Here is a 14,376-nt window from a genome sequence, read left to right on the forward strand (position 1 = left end):
ACTCTAAATAAAAAGGGTGAGTTTTTGTATTTAGGCTATTAAGTGGATGGGGTGTACTAGATGAATAGATTTTTATTATTAACTTTTTTCGTCTTCAATTTACTTTTTGTGAACTACAGTCATCTGCATCCTGCCTATGCTGAATCTCTAGGAAAACACTATGAATACTATATTGATAGTACAAAAGAAGTTACAATTGATGACCTTCTATCAGGTCGGTATGATGACGAATTCAAGTCAATTAAAGAAGATTATCCATCTTTTGCTTACTCGGATGATGTCATTTGGCTAAGACTTGATCCTGAAAAGTTAATAGAAGATACTAGGAATCCACATTGGTTTGAATTCATTGATAAAGTGAATCATGCTGATTTGTATACAGTTGCAAAAGATGACACATATACACTCGAAAAGGGTGGTATCTCAGGAGTAAAAAACCAAGTTGTGGATTACCGATCTTTTATCTATGAGATAAGCAGTCAAGACTTAAAATACATTTTTCTCAAACTAAGTGGCGATATGCCTATACCTGTTAATACAAAGCTAATGAGTACAACGTCCTTTATTGAAGAGGTTGCCAAGTACAAATATGCATCTGGCATTTTTTATGGGTTTATGATATCGCTTTCGCTTTATAATTTGTTTTTATTTTTTTCGCTTCGGGAAAAGGCTTACCTATATTATGTTTTTTATGTAATGTCATTTATTTTATTTCAATTTACAATGAACGGTCTCGACCTTGAATATTTTGGCGACAGCTTGAACGAATGGATGTTAATTAATTCAATTTCGATTTCTTCCTGTATTCTTTATTTTTTCATGATTCTTTTTTCAAAGGAATTTCTCGGTACGAGGAAGGTTTTACCTAGGGTAAATAAAGTTTTGAACATCATGATGGTACTTGTCTTTTTACCAATCATCTTCATTCCTTTTATTGAGTTTAAGACATTGTCTGACTCTGTTTCTATGCTTGGCCTCGTCGTTTGTTTCCTTCTTTGGTATGTTGGTTACCGCCTTATGGCTAAGGGGCTTCGAATTGCCCGTTTTTATGTTGTTGCATGGACGATCCTTTTATTAACGGTTATTATTCAGGCGTTAAGCTTTTTGTATATCATTCCGTTCCATCCCATGATTTTTGAACTCATTCCGGAAATTGGCGCAGCGTTAGAGGTAATTTTCTGATCACTTGCTCTTGCAGATAAAATTAATGCTATTAAATGGGAGCGTGAGGAAGCGCAGCGTATACTGAATGAAGAACTTGAAAGGATTGTTAGCCAAAGGACGAAGGAACTAGAGTCAGCGAATGCTGATTTAGAAAAATTATCAAATACGGATCAATTAACACAGATTTACAATCGACATAAGCTAGAAAAATCGCTTTCTTGTATGATTGAAAAAGCGAATCAAGAAAAAAGTCCGCTTTCAATTATCTTATTAGATATTGACCATTTCAAACAAGTGAATGACCAACACGGCCATTCAGTGGGAGACCAGGTATTAGTTGCTTTTGCTAATCTAGTAAAAGAAGTCATTCCGAAAAATTATATTTTTGGGCGTTGGGGCGGCGAGGAGTTTTTATTAATTTGTCCAGAAACTTCAGAAATAGAGGCGCTGCCATTTGCAGAGCACATTTGCTCGAGTGTCGAATCACACGATTTCCCAGTTGTTCATCGAAAAACCTGCTCTCTTGGCGTGGCAACTTACCATCATGGGGAATCCATGGGGACATTGCTTTCACACGCTGACAAAGGATTATACCATGCAAAAGAAACGGGAAGAAATAAAGCACAGTTTTGGGACATGGGGACGGGAACTGTGTCCCATTTGAACTTGCCAACAACATCTTTACCTGAATCTAATAATGAATGTGGATGTTAAAAAGAAATAGTAAAAATTCAGAGCTGTCATTATGGGCAGTTCTTTTTTATATCAAAAATTCATTTAGTAAATGATGTAATATCTGTCCTTTTTGCATGAAATAAGCGGAGCTGCCCAATAATAAGTCCCTTTTCAAGTAATATGTACGGCATTCTTGGGCTTTTGATTCTTTTAGTTTTAGAGTATTAGTTATAAGTAAATCGCTCAAATAAATCTATCACTAATTATTAGACCATTAGTTTTTGAGATTCATTAAGTCAGATATGATCATAAATAATTCTTTCGGAATTTCAAAGTGTCCAAACCTTAATCTAGAGCGATAATCTTGCCACAACGGTAAGCTTGAAACTAAGTTTAGCGGCACAGGTGTTATTGATTTAAGAAATTTTACATTCATTCTAAAAGGTTGGAATCCAGGGTACATTTCAACCTGATAAATATTACTATCTAATATTTCGCCAATTGCAGTAAATTTTTGACAAGGGATTTTTGTACTTAATGAATTCTTGGGGCTGTAATATATAATCCAATCTCCTTTTTTCATCCTTTTTAAGGGGGAGGATTTGCCATGACAAAGCTGACAGAAACCTCCCAAAACCCCGTGTTTTACGTGATCATCTGAAGCGACACCAATCCAATATTTATTCATGACTTTCCTCCATGGAGCTAAAATCAATTCTTGAAAGTGAATATAATTGTTTTCTAAAAAAATCTTCTTCTATACCGAGAGAAGAAAAGAAGACATCATCTATTCTTTCAACTAATGGAACTGCTATTTCTAATTTGTCTTGTCCACTTTTTGTCAAACAAATAATATTTGCCCTGGGATCTCTTTCTGAAGTGTTTCTAACTATTAATTCACTTTGTTCCAACTTTTTTACTATACTTGAAACGGTCATAACATCCATATCGGCCTCTCTAGCAATTAAAGCCTGGTTAATATCCTCATGGCTTTTTGATAGATATCCTAAAGTAGTCAATACAACAAATTGGGGATGAGTAAGATTTATTTCTCTTAATTTCCTTTTAATTTCCCTATGCCATATGTTGTAAACCTTTATGAATAAAAATCCTATTGATTCTGAAGATTCCCCTTTAAATTTTGATGGAAATTCTCTCAATTTTCCACCAACTCCTTTATTGAAAGCACAGCTTTTGGTACATCACTAAATAAGTTTTTCAATAAATTAATGCTATGCTCATTAGCCTTACCATCTTTTAATTCAACAGTATGTTTAATAGTACATTTTTCATAGACTTTTGTTATCTCGTGATTAAAATATATTTCACCAAAGGAAGGAATAGTAGTTTTTGTACAAAAACTTTTATTCTCTTGAACATTTACAATTTCATAGGGTACGAGAGGTTGGCTTTCAACTTCAATCGTTCCAGTGCTACCAATGGAGAAATTCCCTTCCAAAGTTATTTTCTTTAGTTTGGAATCCCATTGGTACCATCGGTTTACATCTGCGTATAATTTCCAAACCTTTTCGGGTGAAGTATTTACTAATAATTCAAAACAAAACTTCATCAATATCTCCCTCTTTCATTATATGTATACTTATTATAATTATACTTATATTAATTGTCAATAATAAGGTGAAAATAATTAATAATGAATTAATAAGCAAAAATTTTTAAGATAAACAATTTTGAATAGGGATAATGGATTGGATTGATAAGCTGATAGTTGATAGGGGTATTAAACGATATGAGATTGGTTATCATTGCGGAATTGAATTGAATCTTAACGATGACTAAAGGCGTTAAAATGAATATTTACACTGATTATGATGAAGACGTTAGATTGCTAAATAGTGAGGGAGCAGGGGGGTAACTTCTCCTGCTCTTTAAACGATTAAAATTTCCCTGCACTAAAATAATCACATGGTTGACTTTTCAGTGTTCCAATTGAATAATTTGTGAATGAGGAAATCCATCTTTATTAGTTTTTTGAGAACAAATCCAACACGAACAATGCCCCTTTTGCGAATTTTTATTACGTGGCTTCACTAGCCATCACAAAATAAAAAGGATTTTTAGAAATGGTAATAGAAATTAGTAAATATGGCATTAATGATATTGAAAATAAACTAAACTTGTTTTGTTTATTTCCATTTCAGCCTGTCGAAAAAAGAAGAACATATGCGAGGCTTTCCAGAAGACAATCTAGCACCCCTGACATACCTCGCCCCTCTTATGTTGATGTAGGAGGCGATGAGCACGGCAGAACATTCGGCGTAGTGCTGGATACATCGGGGTCTATGGATAAAAAACTTCTGGCCAAAGCACTCGGAACAATTGCGAGTTATAGCGTTGCACGCGATGTTCCTGCAGTTCGTGTTGTGTTTTGTGACGCCTCCGCTTACGATGCAGGCTATATGGTTCCAGAGGAAATTGCCGAAACTGTTAAAGTAAAAGGCCGGGGTGGAACACTTCTTCAGTCAGGAATTGATTTACTTGAAAACGCAACAGACTTTCCGAAAAACGGTCCCATTTTAATCATCACTGACGGAGAATGTGACCGCTTAATTGTTAAACGAAAGCATGCTTTTTTACTGCCAAAAGGAAAACATCTTCCTTTTATCCCTAAAGGAGACCTGTTCCGAATTGATTAGTGGGACATAGGGTCGGGAATTGTGTCCCATTAAATATAGCAGATATCTTTTACTCTCAATTTTTTGACTGTGTACATATGCCCGATGGATTAGGGTTGTTCGTCAGTCTTTCAATCATTTCCATAAAGTAATTGAGAATAACCCCACCTAAACAAAGAGTAATTACAGTACCAATACCGATGGGTCCATTGAATATAATGGCAGAGAGCAAGAAGAATAGATATATTACTGTTCTTGAAAACAGTATGCTTATTTTAGTTAATTCTTGAATGATCAAAGTTAAATGGTCAACAGGAATGGGTGCAAAGTTTGTGTATAAATAAATTGCAGTTCCAAGTCCGATTAAGATTATACCGATTCCAAAACAAATAAGTTTACTGAACCATGTTTCGGGTGTAATCAAATTATGTAATAGGAAAAGCCACATATCAATACTAATACCAGTTATAAAGGATGTCAGTAATCCCAAGAATTCAGGTTTTTGTTTTTTTAGAAATGAATTGCAAAATATCAGTATAAAAGCGATTATGACTTCCCAACTTCCCACTGTAAGACCCACTGTTTCAGATAGTCCAACTAACAGTGCATCAAATGGTGATGTTCCAAGTTTTGATTGAATGGTGAGAGTAATGCCAAATGCTAAAATCAAAATTCCTAAAACATAAAATGTAAATTTTGTTAAGCCTAATTTTTTCATACGTATTTTGTAGACAATTCTTTTACCATTAAAATATGAGGTATGCCATCTTCCATAAATACACTTGATGAAGTCTGATATCCGAGTTTTTTATAAAAACCTTCTGCATGTTTTTGTCCATGCAATTTAGTTTTGGATACTCCATTTTTTTCTGCTACTTCTTCTAATGCTTTAATAATTACTTTTCCTAACCCAAATTTACGGTAAGGCTTTAAGATACAAATTCTCTCTAACTTACCGAATCCATCAACTAATCTTATTCTGCCTGTTCCGACTGGTTGTTCATTGAAATAAACTAATATGTGTTCGCATTGTCCATTAAGTGTATCAAATTCGTCAAGTTCATCTTCTAATGGAACACCTTGTTCTTCAACAAATACTTCTATTCTTATATCAAAGGCTTTTTTTAAATCCTCTTTTGTAGTAATTATTTTTGATTTCATCATTCTATCGCCCTCTCTGTGGTGATTTCTTTAGTTATGCTCACTCCATTATATATTGGAGTATTTTTGTTGTAAATGCAACAAAAATACAATAATATTAATTTTAGTATTAGCAAATACAACGAACAGGTGGGGTTGCAAATTATGAAGGAAATTCTTCGAGAAATTGGAATGATAGCAAGGGCTTTAGATTCTATCAGTAATATAGAATTTAAAGAATTTGACCTCACAAAAGGACAATATTTATACCTCGTTCGGATATGTGAACATCCAGGAATCATTCAAGAAAAGTTAGCTGAGATGATAAAGGTAGACCGAACAACAACAGCTCGTGCAATAAAGAAACTTGAGTTACAGGGTTTTATTGAAAAGAGAGATGATAGGCATAACCAAAAAATCAAAAAACTTTTTCCAACAGAAAAAGGGCAAAGTGTTTATCCTTTCATCAGAAGAGAAAATGATTATTCTAATACGGTAGCACTATCTGGATTGTCTGAAGAAGAAGTAGAAACCCTTTTTTATCTTCTTCAAAAGGTTAGAAAAAATATAGAAATAGATTGGGAATTTGTGAAAAAAGGAAACAAGAGAAATTATTGATGAAATAGGAGTAAATATTAAAATGACAATAAATATAAAACAATGCACCCTTGAAGATTTACACATGCTTCAAGAAATCAGTTATGAAACATTTAATGAGACATTTAAGCATCAGAATTCACCTGAAAATATGAATGCTTATTTGGAAAGGGCATTTAACTCAAAGCAATTAGAAAAAGAATTATCCAATATTTCTTCACAATTCTATATTGTTTATTTTGACAATGAAATCGCTGGATATTTAAAGGTTAATACCCATGATGCTCAGTCTGAAGAAATGGGTAATGAATCACTTGAAATTGAGCGGATTTATATAAAGAACAAATTTCAAAAACTTGGGCTTGGTAAATATCTGCTAAATAAAGCTATGGAAATTGCGTTGGAGCGAAATAAAAAGAAAATCTGGTTAGGGGTTTGGGAAAAAAATGAAAATGCTATTGTCTTTTATAAGAAAATGGGATTTGTCCAAACAGGAGCACACTCTTTTTATATGGGTGATGAAGAACAAACGGACTTTATTATGACAAAATCGTTATTGTAATTTAAAGTTATAGTTTGCTATAGACGTTGGTTGAACCGTAATGGGACACAGGGGCGGGAACTGTGTCCTGTTGGTTTTTTCTCGGGTTGTTCTCTTGTTTCTGTTCTTGTTCTATATAAAAGTTTTATAATAAAGTTGTTCAGATGTTTAATGATAATTCCAGAAAAAAGCATACTTTTCAGTTTTCATTATAATATAGCAGATATTTTAACCTTTAGGATGGTAGTTAATATGGAAGAAAATATACAAACTAGAACAGACTTACGAACAGATGAAGAGAGATTCCGTATGTTAGTAGAACATGTTAGTGATTGGATTTGGGAGGTGGATGAGAATGGTATATATACTTATGCAAGTCCAAGGATATATGATATATTAGGGTATTTACCTTCTGAGGTTTTAGGAAAAACTCCATTTGATTTGATGGAAGAAGGGGAAGCAAAACGAATAGCCCCCATCTTTGAGTATCATGTCTCTAATAAGCTGCCCATTAAAAACCTAGAAAATATAAACCTTCATCGTGATGGACACGAAGTGATTTTGGAAACCAGTGGGTCCCCCATTTTAAATACTGAAGGCAAATGTGTTGGATATAGAGGGATGGATAGAGACATAACTGAAAGGAAGCAGATAGAGCGAAGGCAGCAGCAACTTCTTGGGATTATAGAGGCATCCCCTGACTTTATCGCAACTTTTGATATTGCTGGGAATAGTTTTTATTATAATCCGGCTGCACGTAAACTGCTTAGTATTAATGAAAATGCTGCCTTTAACGAAGCTGTGATGGAAAGATGGGTAACAGATTTACTTAAAACGGAAGGAATACCTACCGCAATAGAAAATGGGCATTGGAAAGGGGAATCTGCTATTCTCAAAGATGATGGGACAAGTATACCAGTCTCGCAAATGATTGTAGCACATAAATCGGAAAGTGGTGCTGTTGAGTTTTTATCAACAATTGCACATGATATAACAGAAAGAAAAGAACTTGAAAAAGTTATTTATAATCAAGCACATTATGACCCGCTAACGAATTTACCAAATAGAAGATTCTTGCAAAAAAAATGGGCAGAACTAATGGGTACTTTTAAAATCCCAAAAAAAGTTGCTGTTTTATTTATGGACTTGGATAATTTTAAATATATCAATGATACGCTTGGTCATGAATTTGGAGATCGATTACTTAAAGTGGCTGCATCCCAGTTGGAAGTTTTTGTTGAGGAAAATGATTTTGTTTGTCGATATGGTGGAGATGAGTTTGTATTGATCTTTAATAATATTGAAAAAGATTTTGAGGTTCAGGAAAAAGCAGAACAGTTAATAGAATCATTTCATGAGCCATTTGGGATTGATGGACATTTAATAAAGGTGACAGGAAGTATTGGCATTAGTATTTTTCCGGATGATGGATTTGAATTAGACACACTAATAAAAAAAGCAGACAATGCGATGTATAAGATTAAGAGAAATGGAAAAAAATGACTTCCTATGAGTGAGGCTAACCAATAGATCTCTTTAGAGAGAACCTCATTCCTCTTCCTCATGCCCAAAAGTTGGCTTCCAAACGGTAAGGTAGTTGGAAGAGCAGCGGGTAGATCTTATGTATTCAATCATTATTCGGTCAGATTTTTCAATCAAAAATCAAAACCAAAAACCAATTGGGGACGGATCCAATAGAATTTCGCCCCTTTTCTTTTTGTCCAATAAGGGCTTTAACCTTCTTCTATCTCCGTTATCTTTGTCCTACAAAAAATTGTGAAAATGCTTCATTCTTCTCGTTTACTAGGCAAGTAACTCCATTTTTTACTTCTTCAACCTAGTCTTATTCGATTGTAAAATCAATATAAATGCAGGCTGGATCTTTTAACTGTATTATTATTTGAATAAAAGGTGAATGTCGTTAAGCATTTAATAAAAAATAGACATGGATATTAATCAGGATAGTAGATAATAGTGTAGAATCGAACCAGTTCGTCTGAAGAGTTTATATAAATGTGTTCAGTATTTGCATTAAATTTAATAGTTTCGTCAGGATTTAATTCAAACTTCTCCCCTTGAATATCAAGCGTAAGTGTTCCTCGTTGTATTAGTACATATTCCTCACCTGTATGCTTTTCGGATACATGACGAAAACCAGGCTTTAAGTCTACAGTGAAAATTTCAAACTTTTTTTCTGGATGAAATGGGAAGATAGAATAAACAAGATAGTTTTCATCATCATCAATTATTGGATTAAGTTCATTCATATTTATTTTTTCAATTTGCGGCTTATCATTTTCCTTTAAAAACCCTGAAAAAGATACTTGTAATCCATTTGCAATTTTCCAAAGAGTGGTGACAGTTGGATTTGATTTTCCATTTTCAATTTGGGCTAACATTGCTTTACTAACTCCAGTCAGTTCCGACACGTTATCTAGGCTCAATCCTCGCTTTTTTCTTATTTTGGCCAGATTTTTCGCTATTGCCTCTTGAATGAATTCCATAAAAAATCTCCTTGACTCTTTTTTGTATTCATAATAACATACATAGAAATAACATAACAGACTTATGTACAATATAGTAAACAAAAGGGTGATGCAACCATGAGCGAATTAGCAAATAAAAAATATAAAGAAGAAACTCCCCCTACATTTTCTCAAGGAGTAAAAGATTGCGTTCCAACATTAATTGGCTACATCAGTATTGGAATTGCAATGGGGATCGTTGGAGCAGCATCCAATCTAAGTATAGTAGAAGTTGCTCTTATGTCGGTCTTAGTTTACGCTGGTGCATCTCAATTTATCATTTGTGCATTGTTAGTAGCAGGAAGTCCTTTTTCAGTTATTGTATTCACAACTTTTATTGTGAATTTACGACATTTTTTATTAAGTATGACATTAGCTCCACACTTTACGAAGTATTCTTTAATGAAAAATATCGGGATTGGATCACTTTTAACGGATGAATCGTTTGGTGTTGCCGTTAATAAGATTGTTAAAAGAGAAATGATTAATGCAAGTTGGATGAATGGGTTGAATGTAACAGCTTATATTTTCTGGATTTTATCTTGTACATTGGGTGCCATCTTTGGTAAATGGATTTCAAATCCGGAAGTTTTAGGGTTGGATTTTTCTTTAACAGCAATGTTTCTAGCATTACTTGTTTTGCAATTAGAAAGTATGGATCGTGGTAAATTGAAACTTTATCTATCGCTAATTGTTTATGTAGTTGTATTGATGTTAGTTCTCTGTATGTTTGTTCCTTCATATATTGCGATTCTCTTAACAACAATCATTGTTGCAACTATTGGGGTGGTGAAAGACAAATGAATTTGAATTTATCTATTTTATTAATCATTTTAGGTGGTGCTATTGTAACCTTTATTCCGAGAGTTATTCCATTTATCGTTATTAGAAATATAGGGCTTCCGAAAATTGTTGTCAAATGGCTTTCCTATATTCCTATTTGTATTTTTGCTGCACTTATCGTTGATAGCTTTATCATTCAAGACCATTCATTACTATCCATTGATTGGAGAGTTCTTACCGCTATTGTACCAACACTTATCATAGCCCTATGGACAAAGAGTTTGTCTGTTACAGTTATCGTGGGAATAGTAAGTATGGCCACTGTTAGGTTTTTGTTTTAATGGAGCCAATTATCGAGGAGAATTTAAGGCTGTCGTGAACTTATTGACAGCTTGTGCTATTCTCAAGAAGTTAACAAGTTCTTTGTTTGCATATCCTTCTTTAATTAGAAATCTTTATTTTATTGTTTTTATGGATAGCTTCCGTTCCAGCATCCAAAGCGGACTTATAATACCGACACTTATGCTCGATGAGTTCCATTGTTTTTTTTAACTCTTCCATTTGTGCTTCCACTGTGGCTTTTCGTTCCAGAAACATGTTATATCTTTGCTGCAACGTGGAATCCCCTTCAGAGCACCAATCAATAAAATTTTTTATCTCCTTAATAGGCATCCCGGTCGCTTTTAAACATTCAATTACTTTTAAGGCGTCTATGTCCGACTCTTTAAACAGTCGTGTTCCGTTAGGTGTCCGTTCTACAAAAGGCATTAGGCCCTCCTTGTCGTAGTAACGCAGAGTATATACGGTAAGATTTAATTTTTCTGCAGCTTCGCTGATAGAATAGTTCATCGTTGTTTCTCCTTTTTTATATAGACTTCGAGTTAACTCTAAATTTAGGCAAAATTTTATCATGCTGAATTTTAATTGTCAAAGTAAAGTCTTTTTATGATTTTATGTTGAATTCTGCATAAAATACTTATCCCTTGACTTAGAGTTAACTATAGGGTTTATTCTAGTTTTGCAAGAGAAAAGATAAGTAAATACTCTTAAAAAATCAAGTTGATGGAGGTTTAAACAAATGATAACAGCTAAAGCGCGAGCAGTGGACGGTCCTGATAAACCGTTTCGAGCTGCTGAGATTAAAAGACGTGATCTTGATTCACATGATGTTCTAATTGAAATTAAATATGCAGGCATTTGCCATTCTGATATCCATACTGCTCACGGTGAATGGGGGCCAGTGCACTATCCACTCGTACCCGGGCATGAGATTGCGGGCATTGTCACGGCTGTAGGACCTAGTGTTACAAAATATAAGGTTGGCGACCGAGCGGGAGTTGGATGTATGGTTGATTCCTGTGGTGAATGTGAGAACTGCCGTAATGGAGAGGAGCAATATTGTCTAAAAGGAAAAGTCGATACTTACGCTGGTGTTGACAAATACGGGGAACCAACTCAAGGTGGCTATTCTACCCATATCGTTGTTCCGGAAGATTTTGTACTTAGAATACCTGATAGCATTGCACTTGATGACGCAGCACCATTACTTTGTGCAGGTATTACGACATATTCTCCATTAAACCACTGGGGAGCAGGTCCTGGTAAGAAGGTAGCTGTTGTTGGTATGGGCGGTCTTGGTCATATGGCTGTCCAAATTGCACATGCAATGGGTGCTGAGGTAACAGTTCTATCACAAACATTGAAGAAAAAAGATGATGGTTTAAAATTAGGAGCAGACAATTACTATGCTACAAATGATCCCGAAACATTCGGGAAACTTGCAGGATATTTTGACTTAATTATTAACACAGTGAGTGCAAAGATTGACCTGAACGCTTATTTAGGGCTGCTTGCTCTTGACGGCAGTCTGGTAAACGTCGGTGCTCCTGCAGAACCGCTGTCATTAAACGTGTTCAATTTAATCGGTCATCGTCGTTCATTTGCAGGTTCCATGATTGGTGGCATCCGTGAGACCCAGGAGATGTTGGATTTCTGTGCGAAACATAATATTGTACCTAAGATTGAAGTAATTTCAGCCAATCAAATTGACGAAGCTTACGAACGAGTATTAGCTTCCGATGTAAAATATCGATTCGTGATTGACATTAGTACAATGTGAATTTACCTCGTCATTTAGCTATAGCACCCATGACCAAAGTAGGGCATTAACTAATGGAATACCTTCAGGTTTAACTCCTGAATATTATGGGCAACGTGCTTCACAAGGATTAATTAATAGTGAAGGTACCCAACCCTCTGAAGATGGTCAGGGTTACTTGAACATGCCGGGTATTTATATCAAAGTACATATTCAAGTATGGGGAATTTTTCCAAGGCAATATCAATAGAGTGAGGAGGAGGGTCAAGGGGACATTCACCTATACTTTTATTGGCTCACCAGCTTTACCTGATGATATTTCTGACCTTACCAATACCAGTTAATAAATTAGAAATGGACAATAGAAGGTATAGAAGGAACTTTTGATTTCATAATGTTGAAGTTTGTTATCGTGTTAAGTGTAATTTCATCAACTGATATTCATTTATTATGTTATCAAGCTGTTGGCTTATTTTGATGGTCTTCGGATGCAAGTAACCATATAGTTCACCTGTCTCTATAAGCTCATTTCTTAAAACTTCAATTTTTGCCTCAATTTTAACCTGTTTATTTTTATTCATGGACATAGGTATTATCTCCTGTGACATTGTATAGGAAAATTATACCATATAATACTGGTAGTTATATACTATTTATAGTTTCAATATTATTAGATTTTTATTTAATTTGTCTAAATGAAAATGAGAAAAAACCAAAAAAATATTCTGAAACTTAATTGAAATTTTTAACGTCATAAGGGTAAAAGGACCCATTAAAATTGTTCTTATTAAAAGACAGGTTGGTCGTACTAGGCTTGGGGTACGTACACTCAGTTGATAATTTACAAAAATTATCCAATCGAAGATAAAAATATGTTAAGGTTTAGTAGTTAAGCAAAAAAACACGAGGAGCCTTAATATGTTTCGTGAAATTTTCCGAAGGAAGAAAAAAGAACCTGATCATTCCTTTAAACTTATATATGAAATGTTTTATTCGCATGTCTATAAAACGGCATTTTTCATTACAAAAGATTATCATTCTACCCAGGACATCGTACAGGAAACATTCATTAAAGTCTTTAAAAATTTGGATAAACTCGAAGACGGTTCAAAAATGAAAGCATGGATTTCGACAATTACTACCAGAACAGCAATAGATTTTATTCGAAAGCAAAGAAAAGGGAATGAATTTGAAACAGAAGATTTCGATACTTTGATACTGAATGTAAGTGAACATGCATCGACCGTTGAAGAAGAAGTAGAAAAATCCATTTTTAGTGAAATGATTAGATCTGAAATTCAAAAACTTTCTCCTGAATATAGAAGTGTACTTTATTTTAAATATATAGAAGATTTAAAAGATCAAGAGATTGCAAATGTTTTGGGGTTAAATGTCCCAACAGTTAAAACCCGAATTCACCGTGCGAAAAATCAACTGAAGAAAAAATTACATACGAAGTCGTTTGTGGATGGTGAACTATAATGAATAAATACGATGATCAATTAGAAAGGCTTATTCACCAAAGTATTCAAGAGGATTTTAAAAATGTACCTGAACTAAATAACAGAAAAGAAGAAACATGGAATAAAATCTCAAAATATATCTTTAAATCAAGAAAAAATAAAATTCCATATAAACCATTGATATTAGTAATGTTATTGAAACAAAGGAAGTTGAAGTAAAGGGAGTTAATGCAACGTTAGTTATTACTTCTCATGAAAATCTAAAATTTGTAGTTTGGAGCAACTACAATACTGAATTTTTAATTGACGCATATCTCTCAGAGGAAGAAATTTTGAGGGTAGCAGACTCATTGGAATGAAAAATTAATGATAGGCGTGTGAAGGAACCTCCACTAAGATAATCGCATATTTGACTTTCAAAAGGTAAATTTTTTCGAAAAAGTCATGCAACAGTTGCAGAATATTTGATAGAGAAATTACGGTGATTATTTTTGTACTTTAGGCTATTAAGTGGATGGAGTGTGCTAGATGAATAGATTTTTAATATTAACTTTTTTCGTCTTCAATTTACTTTTTGTGAACTACGGTCATCTGCAATCTGCCTGTGCCGAACCTCTAGGAAAGCACCTTTTATTGAGTTTAAGACATTGTCTGGCCCTGTTTCTATGCTTGGCAAAGAGATCGGAAGAGCACACGTCTGAACTCCAGTCACGCCAATATCTCGTATGCCGTCTTCTGCTTGAAAAAAAAAAAA

At 34.2% G+C, this 14,376-nt stretch carries 20 protein-coding genes; 12 read left to right on the forward strand and 8 right to left on the reverse strand.

Annotation, left to right across the window (positions count from 1 at the left end; all coding sequences use genetic code 11):
• Nucleotides 1-60 precede the first annotated feature (60 nt).
• Nucleotides 61-1,182, forward strand: a complete 1,122-nt coding sequence (locus BAZO_RS12280) for a 7TMR-DISM family protein (RefSeq protein WP_003331870.1) — start codon at nucleotides 61-63, stop codon at nucleotides 1,180-1,182.
• An 84-nt stretch (nucleotides 1,183-1,266) separates the two neighbouring features.
• On the forward strand, nucleotides 1,267-1,878 hold the full coding sequence (locus tag BAZO_RS12285; RefSeq protein WP_268869823.1) for a GGDEF domain-containing protein: 612 nt from the start codon (nucleotides 1,267-1,269) through the stop codon (nucleotides 1,876-1,878).
• Nucleotides 1,879-2,113: 235 nt separating this feature from the next.
• Here BAZO_RS12285 and BAZO_RS12290 read toward each other — a convergent pair whose 3' ends face one another.
• Genes BAZO_RS12290 through BAZO_RS12300 form a run of 3 tightly spaced genes read right to left on the reverse strand, consistent with a single transcriptional unit; the run spans nucleotide 2,114 to nucleotide 3,409 of the window.
• Nucleotides 2,114-2,527: an EVE domain-containing protein gene (locus BAZO_RS12290; protein ID WP_003331873.1), complete on the reverse strand. Its 414-nt coding sequence runs from the start codon at nucleotides 2,525-2,527 to the stop codon at nucleotides 2,114-2,116.
• Nucleotides 2,520-2,999, reverse strand: coding sequence for a MarR family winged helix-turn-helix transcriptional regulator (locus BAZO_RS12295; protein ID WP_003331874.1), 480 nt, complete (start codon nucleotides 2,997-2,999; stop codon nucleotides 2,520-2,522). The genes BAZO_RS12290 and BAZO_RS12295 overlap by 8 nt, the downstream gene beginning before the upstream one ends.
• Nucleotides 2,996-3,409, reverse strand: coding sequence for an SRPBCC family protein (locus BAZO_RS12300; protein WP_003331875.1), 414 nt, complete (start codon nucleotides 3,407-3,409; stop codon nucleotides 2,996-2,998). Before BAZO_RS12300 ends, BAZO_RS12295 begins: the two co-directional genes overlap by 4 nt.
• A 514-nt stretch (nucleotides 3,410-3,923) precedes the next feature.
• Between BAZO_RS12300 and BAZO_RS12305 the strand changes: the two genes are divergently transcribed.
• Nucleotides 3,924-4,496 (forward strand): VWA-like domain-containing protein, encoded by a 573-nt coding sequence (locus tag BAZO_RS12305; RefSeq protein WP_003331876.1) that lies wholly within the window; start codon nucleotides 3,924-3,926, stop codon nucleotides 4,494-4,496.
• 55 nt (nucleotides 4,497-4,551) lie between these two features.
• On the opposite strand, the gene BAZO_RS12310 is transcribed toward BAZO_RS12305, so the two are convergent.
• Together BAZO_RS12310 and BAZO_RS12315 are read right to left on the reverse strand one after the other, a co-directional pair.
• Complete coding sequence (locus BAZO_RS12310) at nucleotides 4,552-5,193, reverse strand: YczE/YyaS/YitT family protein (protein WP_003331877.1); 642 nt, start codon at nucleotides 5,191-5,193, stop codon at nucleotides 4,552-4,554.
• On the reverse strand, nucleotides 5,190-5,636 hold the full coding sequence (locus BAZO_RS12315) for a GNAT family N-acetyltransferase (protein ID WP_003331878.1): 447 nt from the start codon (nucleotides 5,634-5,636) through the stop codon (nucleotides 5,190-5,192). Before BAZO_RS12315 ends, BAZO_RS12310 begins: the two co-directional genes overlap by 4 nt.
• Nucleotides 5,637-5,780: 144 nt before the next feature.
• Here BAZO_RS12315 and BAZO_RS12320 point away from each other — a divergent pair, with 144 nt between their 5' ends.
• The 3 genes from BAZO_RS12320 to BAZO_RS12330 all read left to right on the forward strand — a co-directional run bounded on the left by BAZO_RS12320 (nucleotide 5,781) and on the right by BAZO_RS12330 (nucleotide 8,256).
• A complete protein-coding gene (locus BAZO_RS12320) occupies nucleotides 5,781-6,233 on the forward strand; it encodes a MarR family winged helix-turn-helix transcriptional regulator (RefSeq protein ID WP_003331879.1) in 453 nt (150 codons plus the stop codon).
• Between the two features lie 22 nt (nucleotides 6,234-6,255).
• Entirely contained in the window at nucleotides 6,256-6,774 is a 519-nt protein-coding gene (gene paiA, locus BAZO_RS12325; protein WP_003331880.1) for a spermidine/spermine N(1)-acetyltransferase, read from the forward strand.
• Between the two features lie 231 nt (nucleotides 6,775-7,005).
• A complete protein-coding gene (locus BAZO_RS12330; RefSeq protein ID WP_003331881.1) occupies nucleotides 7,006-8,256 on the forward strand; it encodes a sensor domain-containing protein in 1,251 nt (416 codons plus the stop codon).
• Nucleotides 8,257-8,705: 449 nt separating this feature from the next.
• Here BAZO_RS12330 and BAZO_RS12335 read toward each other — a convergent pair whose 3' ends face one another.
• The gene (locus tag BAZO_RS12335) at nucleotides 8,706-9,257 is read right to left on the reverse strand and encodes a helix-turn-helix domain-containing protein (RefSeq protein ID WP_003331882.1); all 552 of its coding nucleotides are present in this window, start codon (nucleotides 9,255-9,257) and stop codon (nucleotides 8,706-8,708) included.
• A 99-nt stretch (nucleotides 9,258-9,356) separates the two neighbouring features.
• On the opposite strand from BAZO_RS12335, the gene BAZO_RS12340 reads away from it, so the two are divergent.
• A complete protein-coding gene (locus tag BAZO_RS12340; RefSeq protein ID WP_003331884.1) occupies nucleotides 9,357-10,082 on the forward strand; it encodes an AzlC family ABC transporter permease in 726 nt (241 codons plus the stop codon).
• A complete protein-coding gene (locus BAZO_RS12345) occupies nucleotides 10,079-10,402 on the forward strand; it encodes an AzlD domain-containing protein (protein WP_003331885.1) in 324 nt (107 codons plus the stop codon). The genes BAZO_RS12340 and BAZO_RS12345 overlap by 4 nt, the downstream gene beginning before the upstream one ends.
• 100 nt (nucleotides 10,403-10,502) lie before the next feature.
• Here BAZO_RS12345 and BAZO_RS12350 read toward each other — a convergent pair whose 3' ends face one another.
• Complete coding sequence (locus tag BAZO_RS12350; RefSeq protein ID WP_003331886.1) at nucleotides 10,503-10,910, reverse strand: MerR family transcriptional regulator; 408 nt, start codon at nucleotides 10,908-10,910, stop codon at nucleotides 10,503-10,505.
• Between the two features lie 229 nt (nucleotides 10,911-11,139).
• On the opposite strand from BAZO_RS12350, the gene BAZO_RS12355 reads away from it, so the two are divergent.
• Complete coding sequence (locus BAZO_RS12355; RefSeq protein WP_003331887.1) at nucleotides 11,140-12,180, forward strand: NAD(P)-dependent alcohol dehydrogenase; 1,041 nt, start codon at nucleotides 11,140-11,142, stop codon at nucleotides 12,178-12,180.
• Between the two features lie 386 nt (nucleotides 12,181-12,566).
• On the opposite strand, the gene BAZO_RS12360 is transcribed toward BAZO_RS12355, so the two are convergent.
• The gene (locus BAZO_RS12360) at nucleotides 12,567-12,746 is read right to left on the reverse strand and encodes an aspartyl-phosphate phosphatase Spo0E family protein (protein WP_003331888.1); all 180 of its coding nucleotides are present in this window, start codon (nucleotides 12,744-12,746) and stop codon (nucleotides 12,567-12,569) included.
• A gap of 331 nt (nucleotides 12,747-13,077) precedes the next feature.
• Between BAZO_RS12360 and BAZO_RS12365 the strand changes: the two genes are divergently transcribed.
• The 3 genes from BAZO_RS12365 to BAZO_RS23435 are packed head-to-tail and all read left to right on the forward strand — an operon-like array spanning nucleotide 13,078 to nucleotide 13,981.
• Nucleotides 13,078-13,641 carry an RNA polymerase sigma factor gene (locus BAZO_RS12365; RefSeq protein WP_003331889.1) on the forward strand — a complete coding sequence of 188 codons (564 nt, stop codon included), beginning with the start codon at nucleotides 13,078-13,080 and terminating at the stop codon, nucleotides 13,639-13,641.
• Entirely contained in the window at nucleotides 13,641-13,841 is a 201-nt protein-coding gene (locus BAZO_RS12370; protein ID WP_003331890.1) for a hypothetical protein, read from the forward strand. The genes BAZO_RS12365 and BAZO_RS12370 overlap by 1 nt, the downstream gene beginning before the upstream one ends.
• Nucleotides 13,842-13,864: 23 nt before the next feature.
• Nucleotides 13,865-13,981, forward strand: coding sequence for a hypothetical protein (locus BAZO_RS23435; RefSeq protein ID WP_411844553.1), 117 nt, complete (start codon nucleotides 13,865-13,867; stop codon nucleotides 13,979-13,981).
• The last annotated feature ends 395 nt before the right edge of the window (nucleotides 13,982-14,376 follow it).

The organism is Schinkia azotoformans LMG 9581 (assembly GCF_000307855.1).
Lineage (GTDB): Bacteria > Bacillota > Bacilli > Bacillales > Bacillaceae_J > Schinkia > Schinkia azotoformans.

Coding starts and splice junctions, on each gene's coding strand:
- BAZO_RS12280 (WP_003331870.1), top strand. CDS start 61: ATGAATAGATTTTTATTATTAACTTTTTTCGTCTTCAATTTACTTTTT.
- BAZO_RS12290 (WP_003331873.1), bottom strand. CDS start 2,527: ATGAATAAATATTGGATTGGTGTCGCTTCAGATGATCACGTAAAACAC.
- BAZO_RS12300 (WP_003331875.1), bottom strand. CDS start 3,409: ATGAAGTTTTGTTTTGAATTATTAGTAAATACTTCACCCGAAAAGGTT.
- BAZO_RS12305 (WP_003331876.1), top strand. CDS start 3,924: ATGGTAATAGAAATTAGTAAATATGGCATTAATGATATTGAAAATAAA.
- BAZO_RS12310 (WP_003331877.1), bottom strand. CDS start 5,193: ATGAAAAAATTAGGCTTAACAAAATTTACATTTTATGTTTTAGGAATT.
- BAZO_RS12315 (WP_003331878.1), bottom strand. CDS start 5,636: ATGAAATCAAAAATAATTACTACAAAAGAGGATTTAAAAAAAGCCTTT.
- BAZO_RS12320 (WP_003331879.1), top strand. CDS start 5,781: ATGAAGGAAATTCTTCGAGAAATTGGAATGATAGCAAGGGCTTTAGAT.
- paiA (WP_003331880.1), top strand. CDS start 6,256: ATGACAATAAATATAAAACAATGCACCCTTGAAGATTTACACATGCTT.
- BAZO_RS12330 (WP_003331881.1), top strand. CDS start 7,006: ATGGAAGAAAATATACAAACTAGAACAGACTTACGAACAGATGAAGAG.
- BAZO_RS12335 (WP_003331882.1), bottom strand. CDS start 9,257: ATGGAATTCATTCAAGAGGCAATAGCGAAAAATCTGGCCAAAATAAGA.
- BAZO_RS12340 (WP_003331884.1), top strand. CDS start 9,357: ATGAGCGAATTAGCAAATAAAAAATATAAAGAAGAAACTCCCCCTACA.
- BAZO_RS12345 (WP_003331885.1), top strand. CDS start 10,079: ATGAATTTGAATTTATCTATTTTATTAATCATTTTAGGTGGTGCTATT.
- BAZO_RS12350 (WP_003331886.1), bottom strand. CDS start 10,910: ATGAACTATTCTATCAGCGAAGCTGCAGAAAAATTAAATCTTACCGTA.
- BAZO_RS12355 (WP_003331887.1), top strand. CDS start 11,140: ATGATAACAGCTAAAGCGCGAGCAGTGGACGGTCCTGATAAACCGTTT.
- BAZO_RS12360 (WP_003331888.1), bottom strand. CDS start 12,746: ATGTCCATGAATAAAAATAAACAGGTTAAAATTGAGGCAAAAATTGAA.
- BAZO_RS12365 (WP_003331889.1), top strand. CDS start 13,078: ATGTTTCGTGAAATTTTCCGAAGGAAGAAAAAAGAACCTGATCATTCC.
- BAZO_RS12370 (WP_003331890.1), top strand. CDS start 13,641: ATGAATAAATACGATGATCAATTAGAAAGGCTTATTCACCAAAGTATT.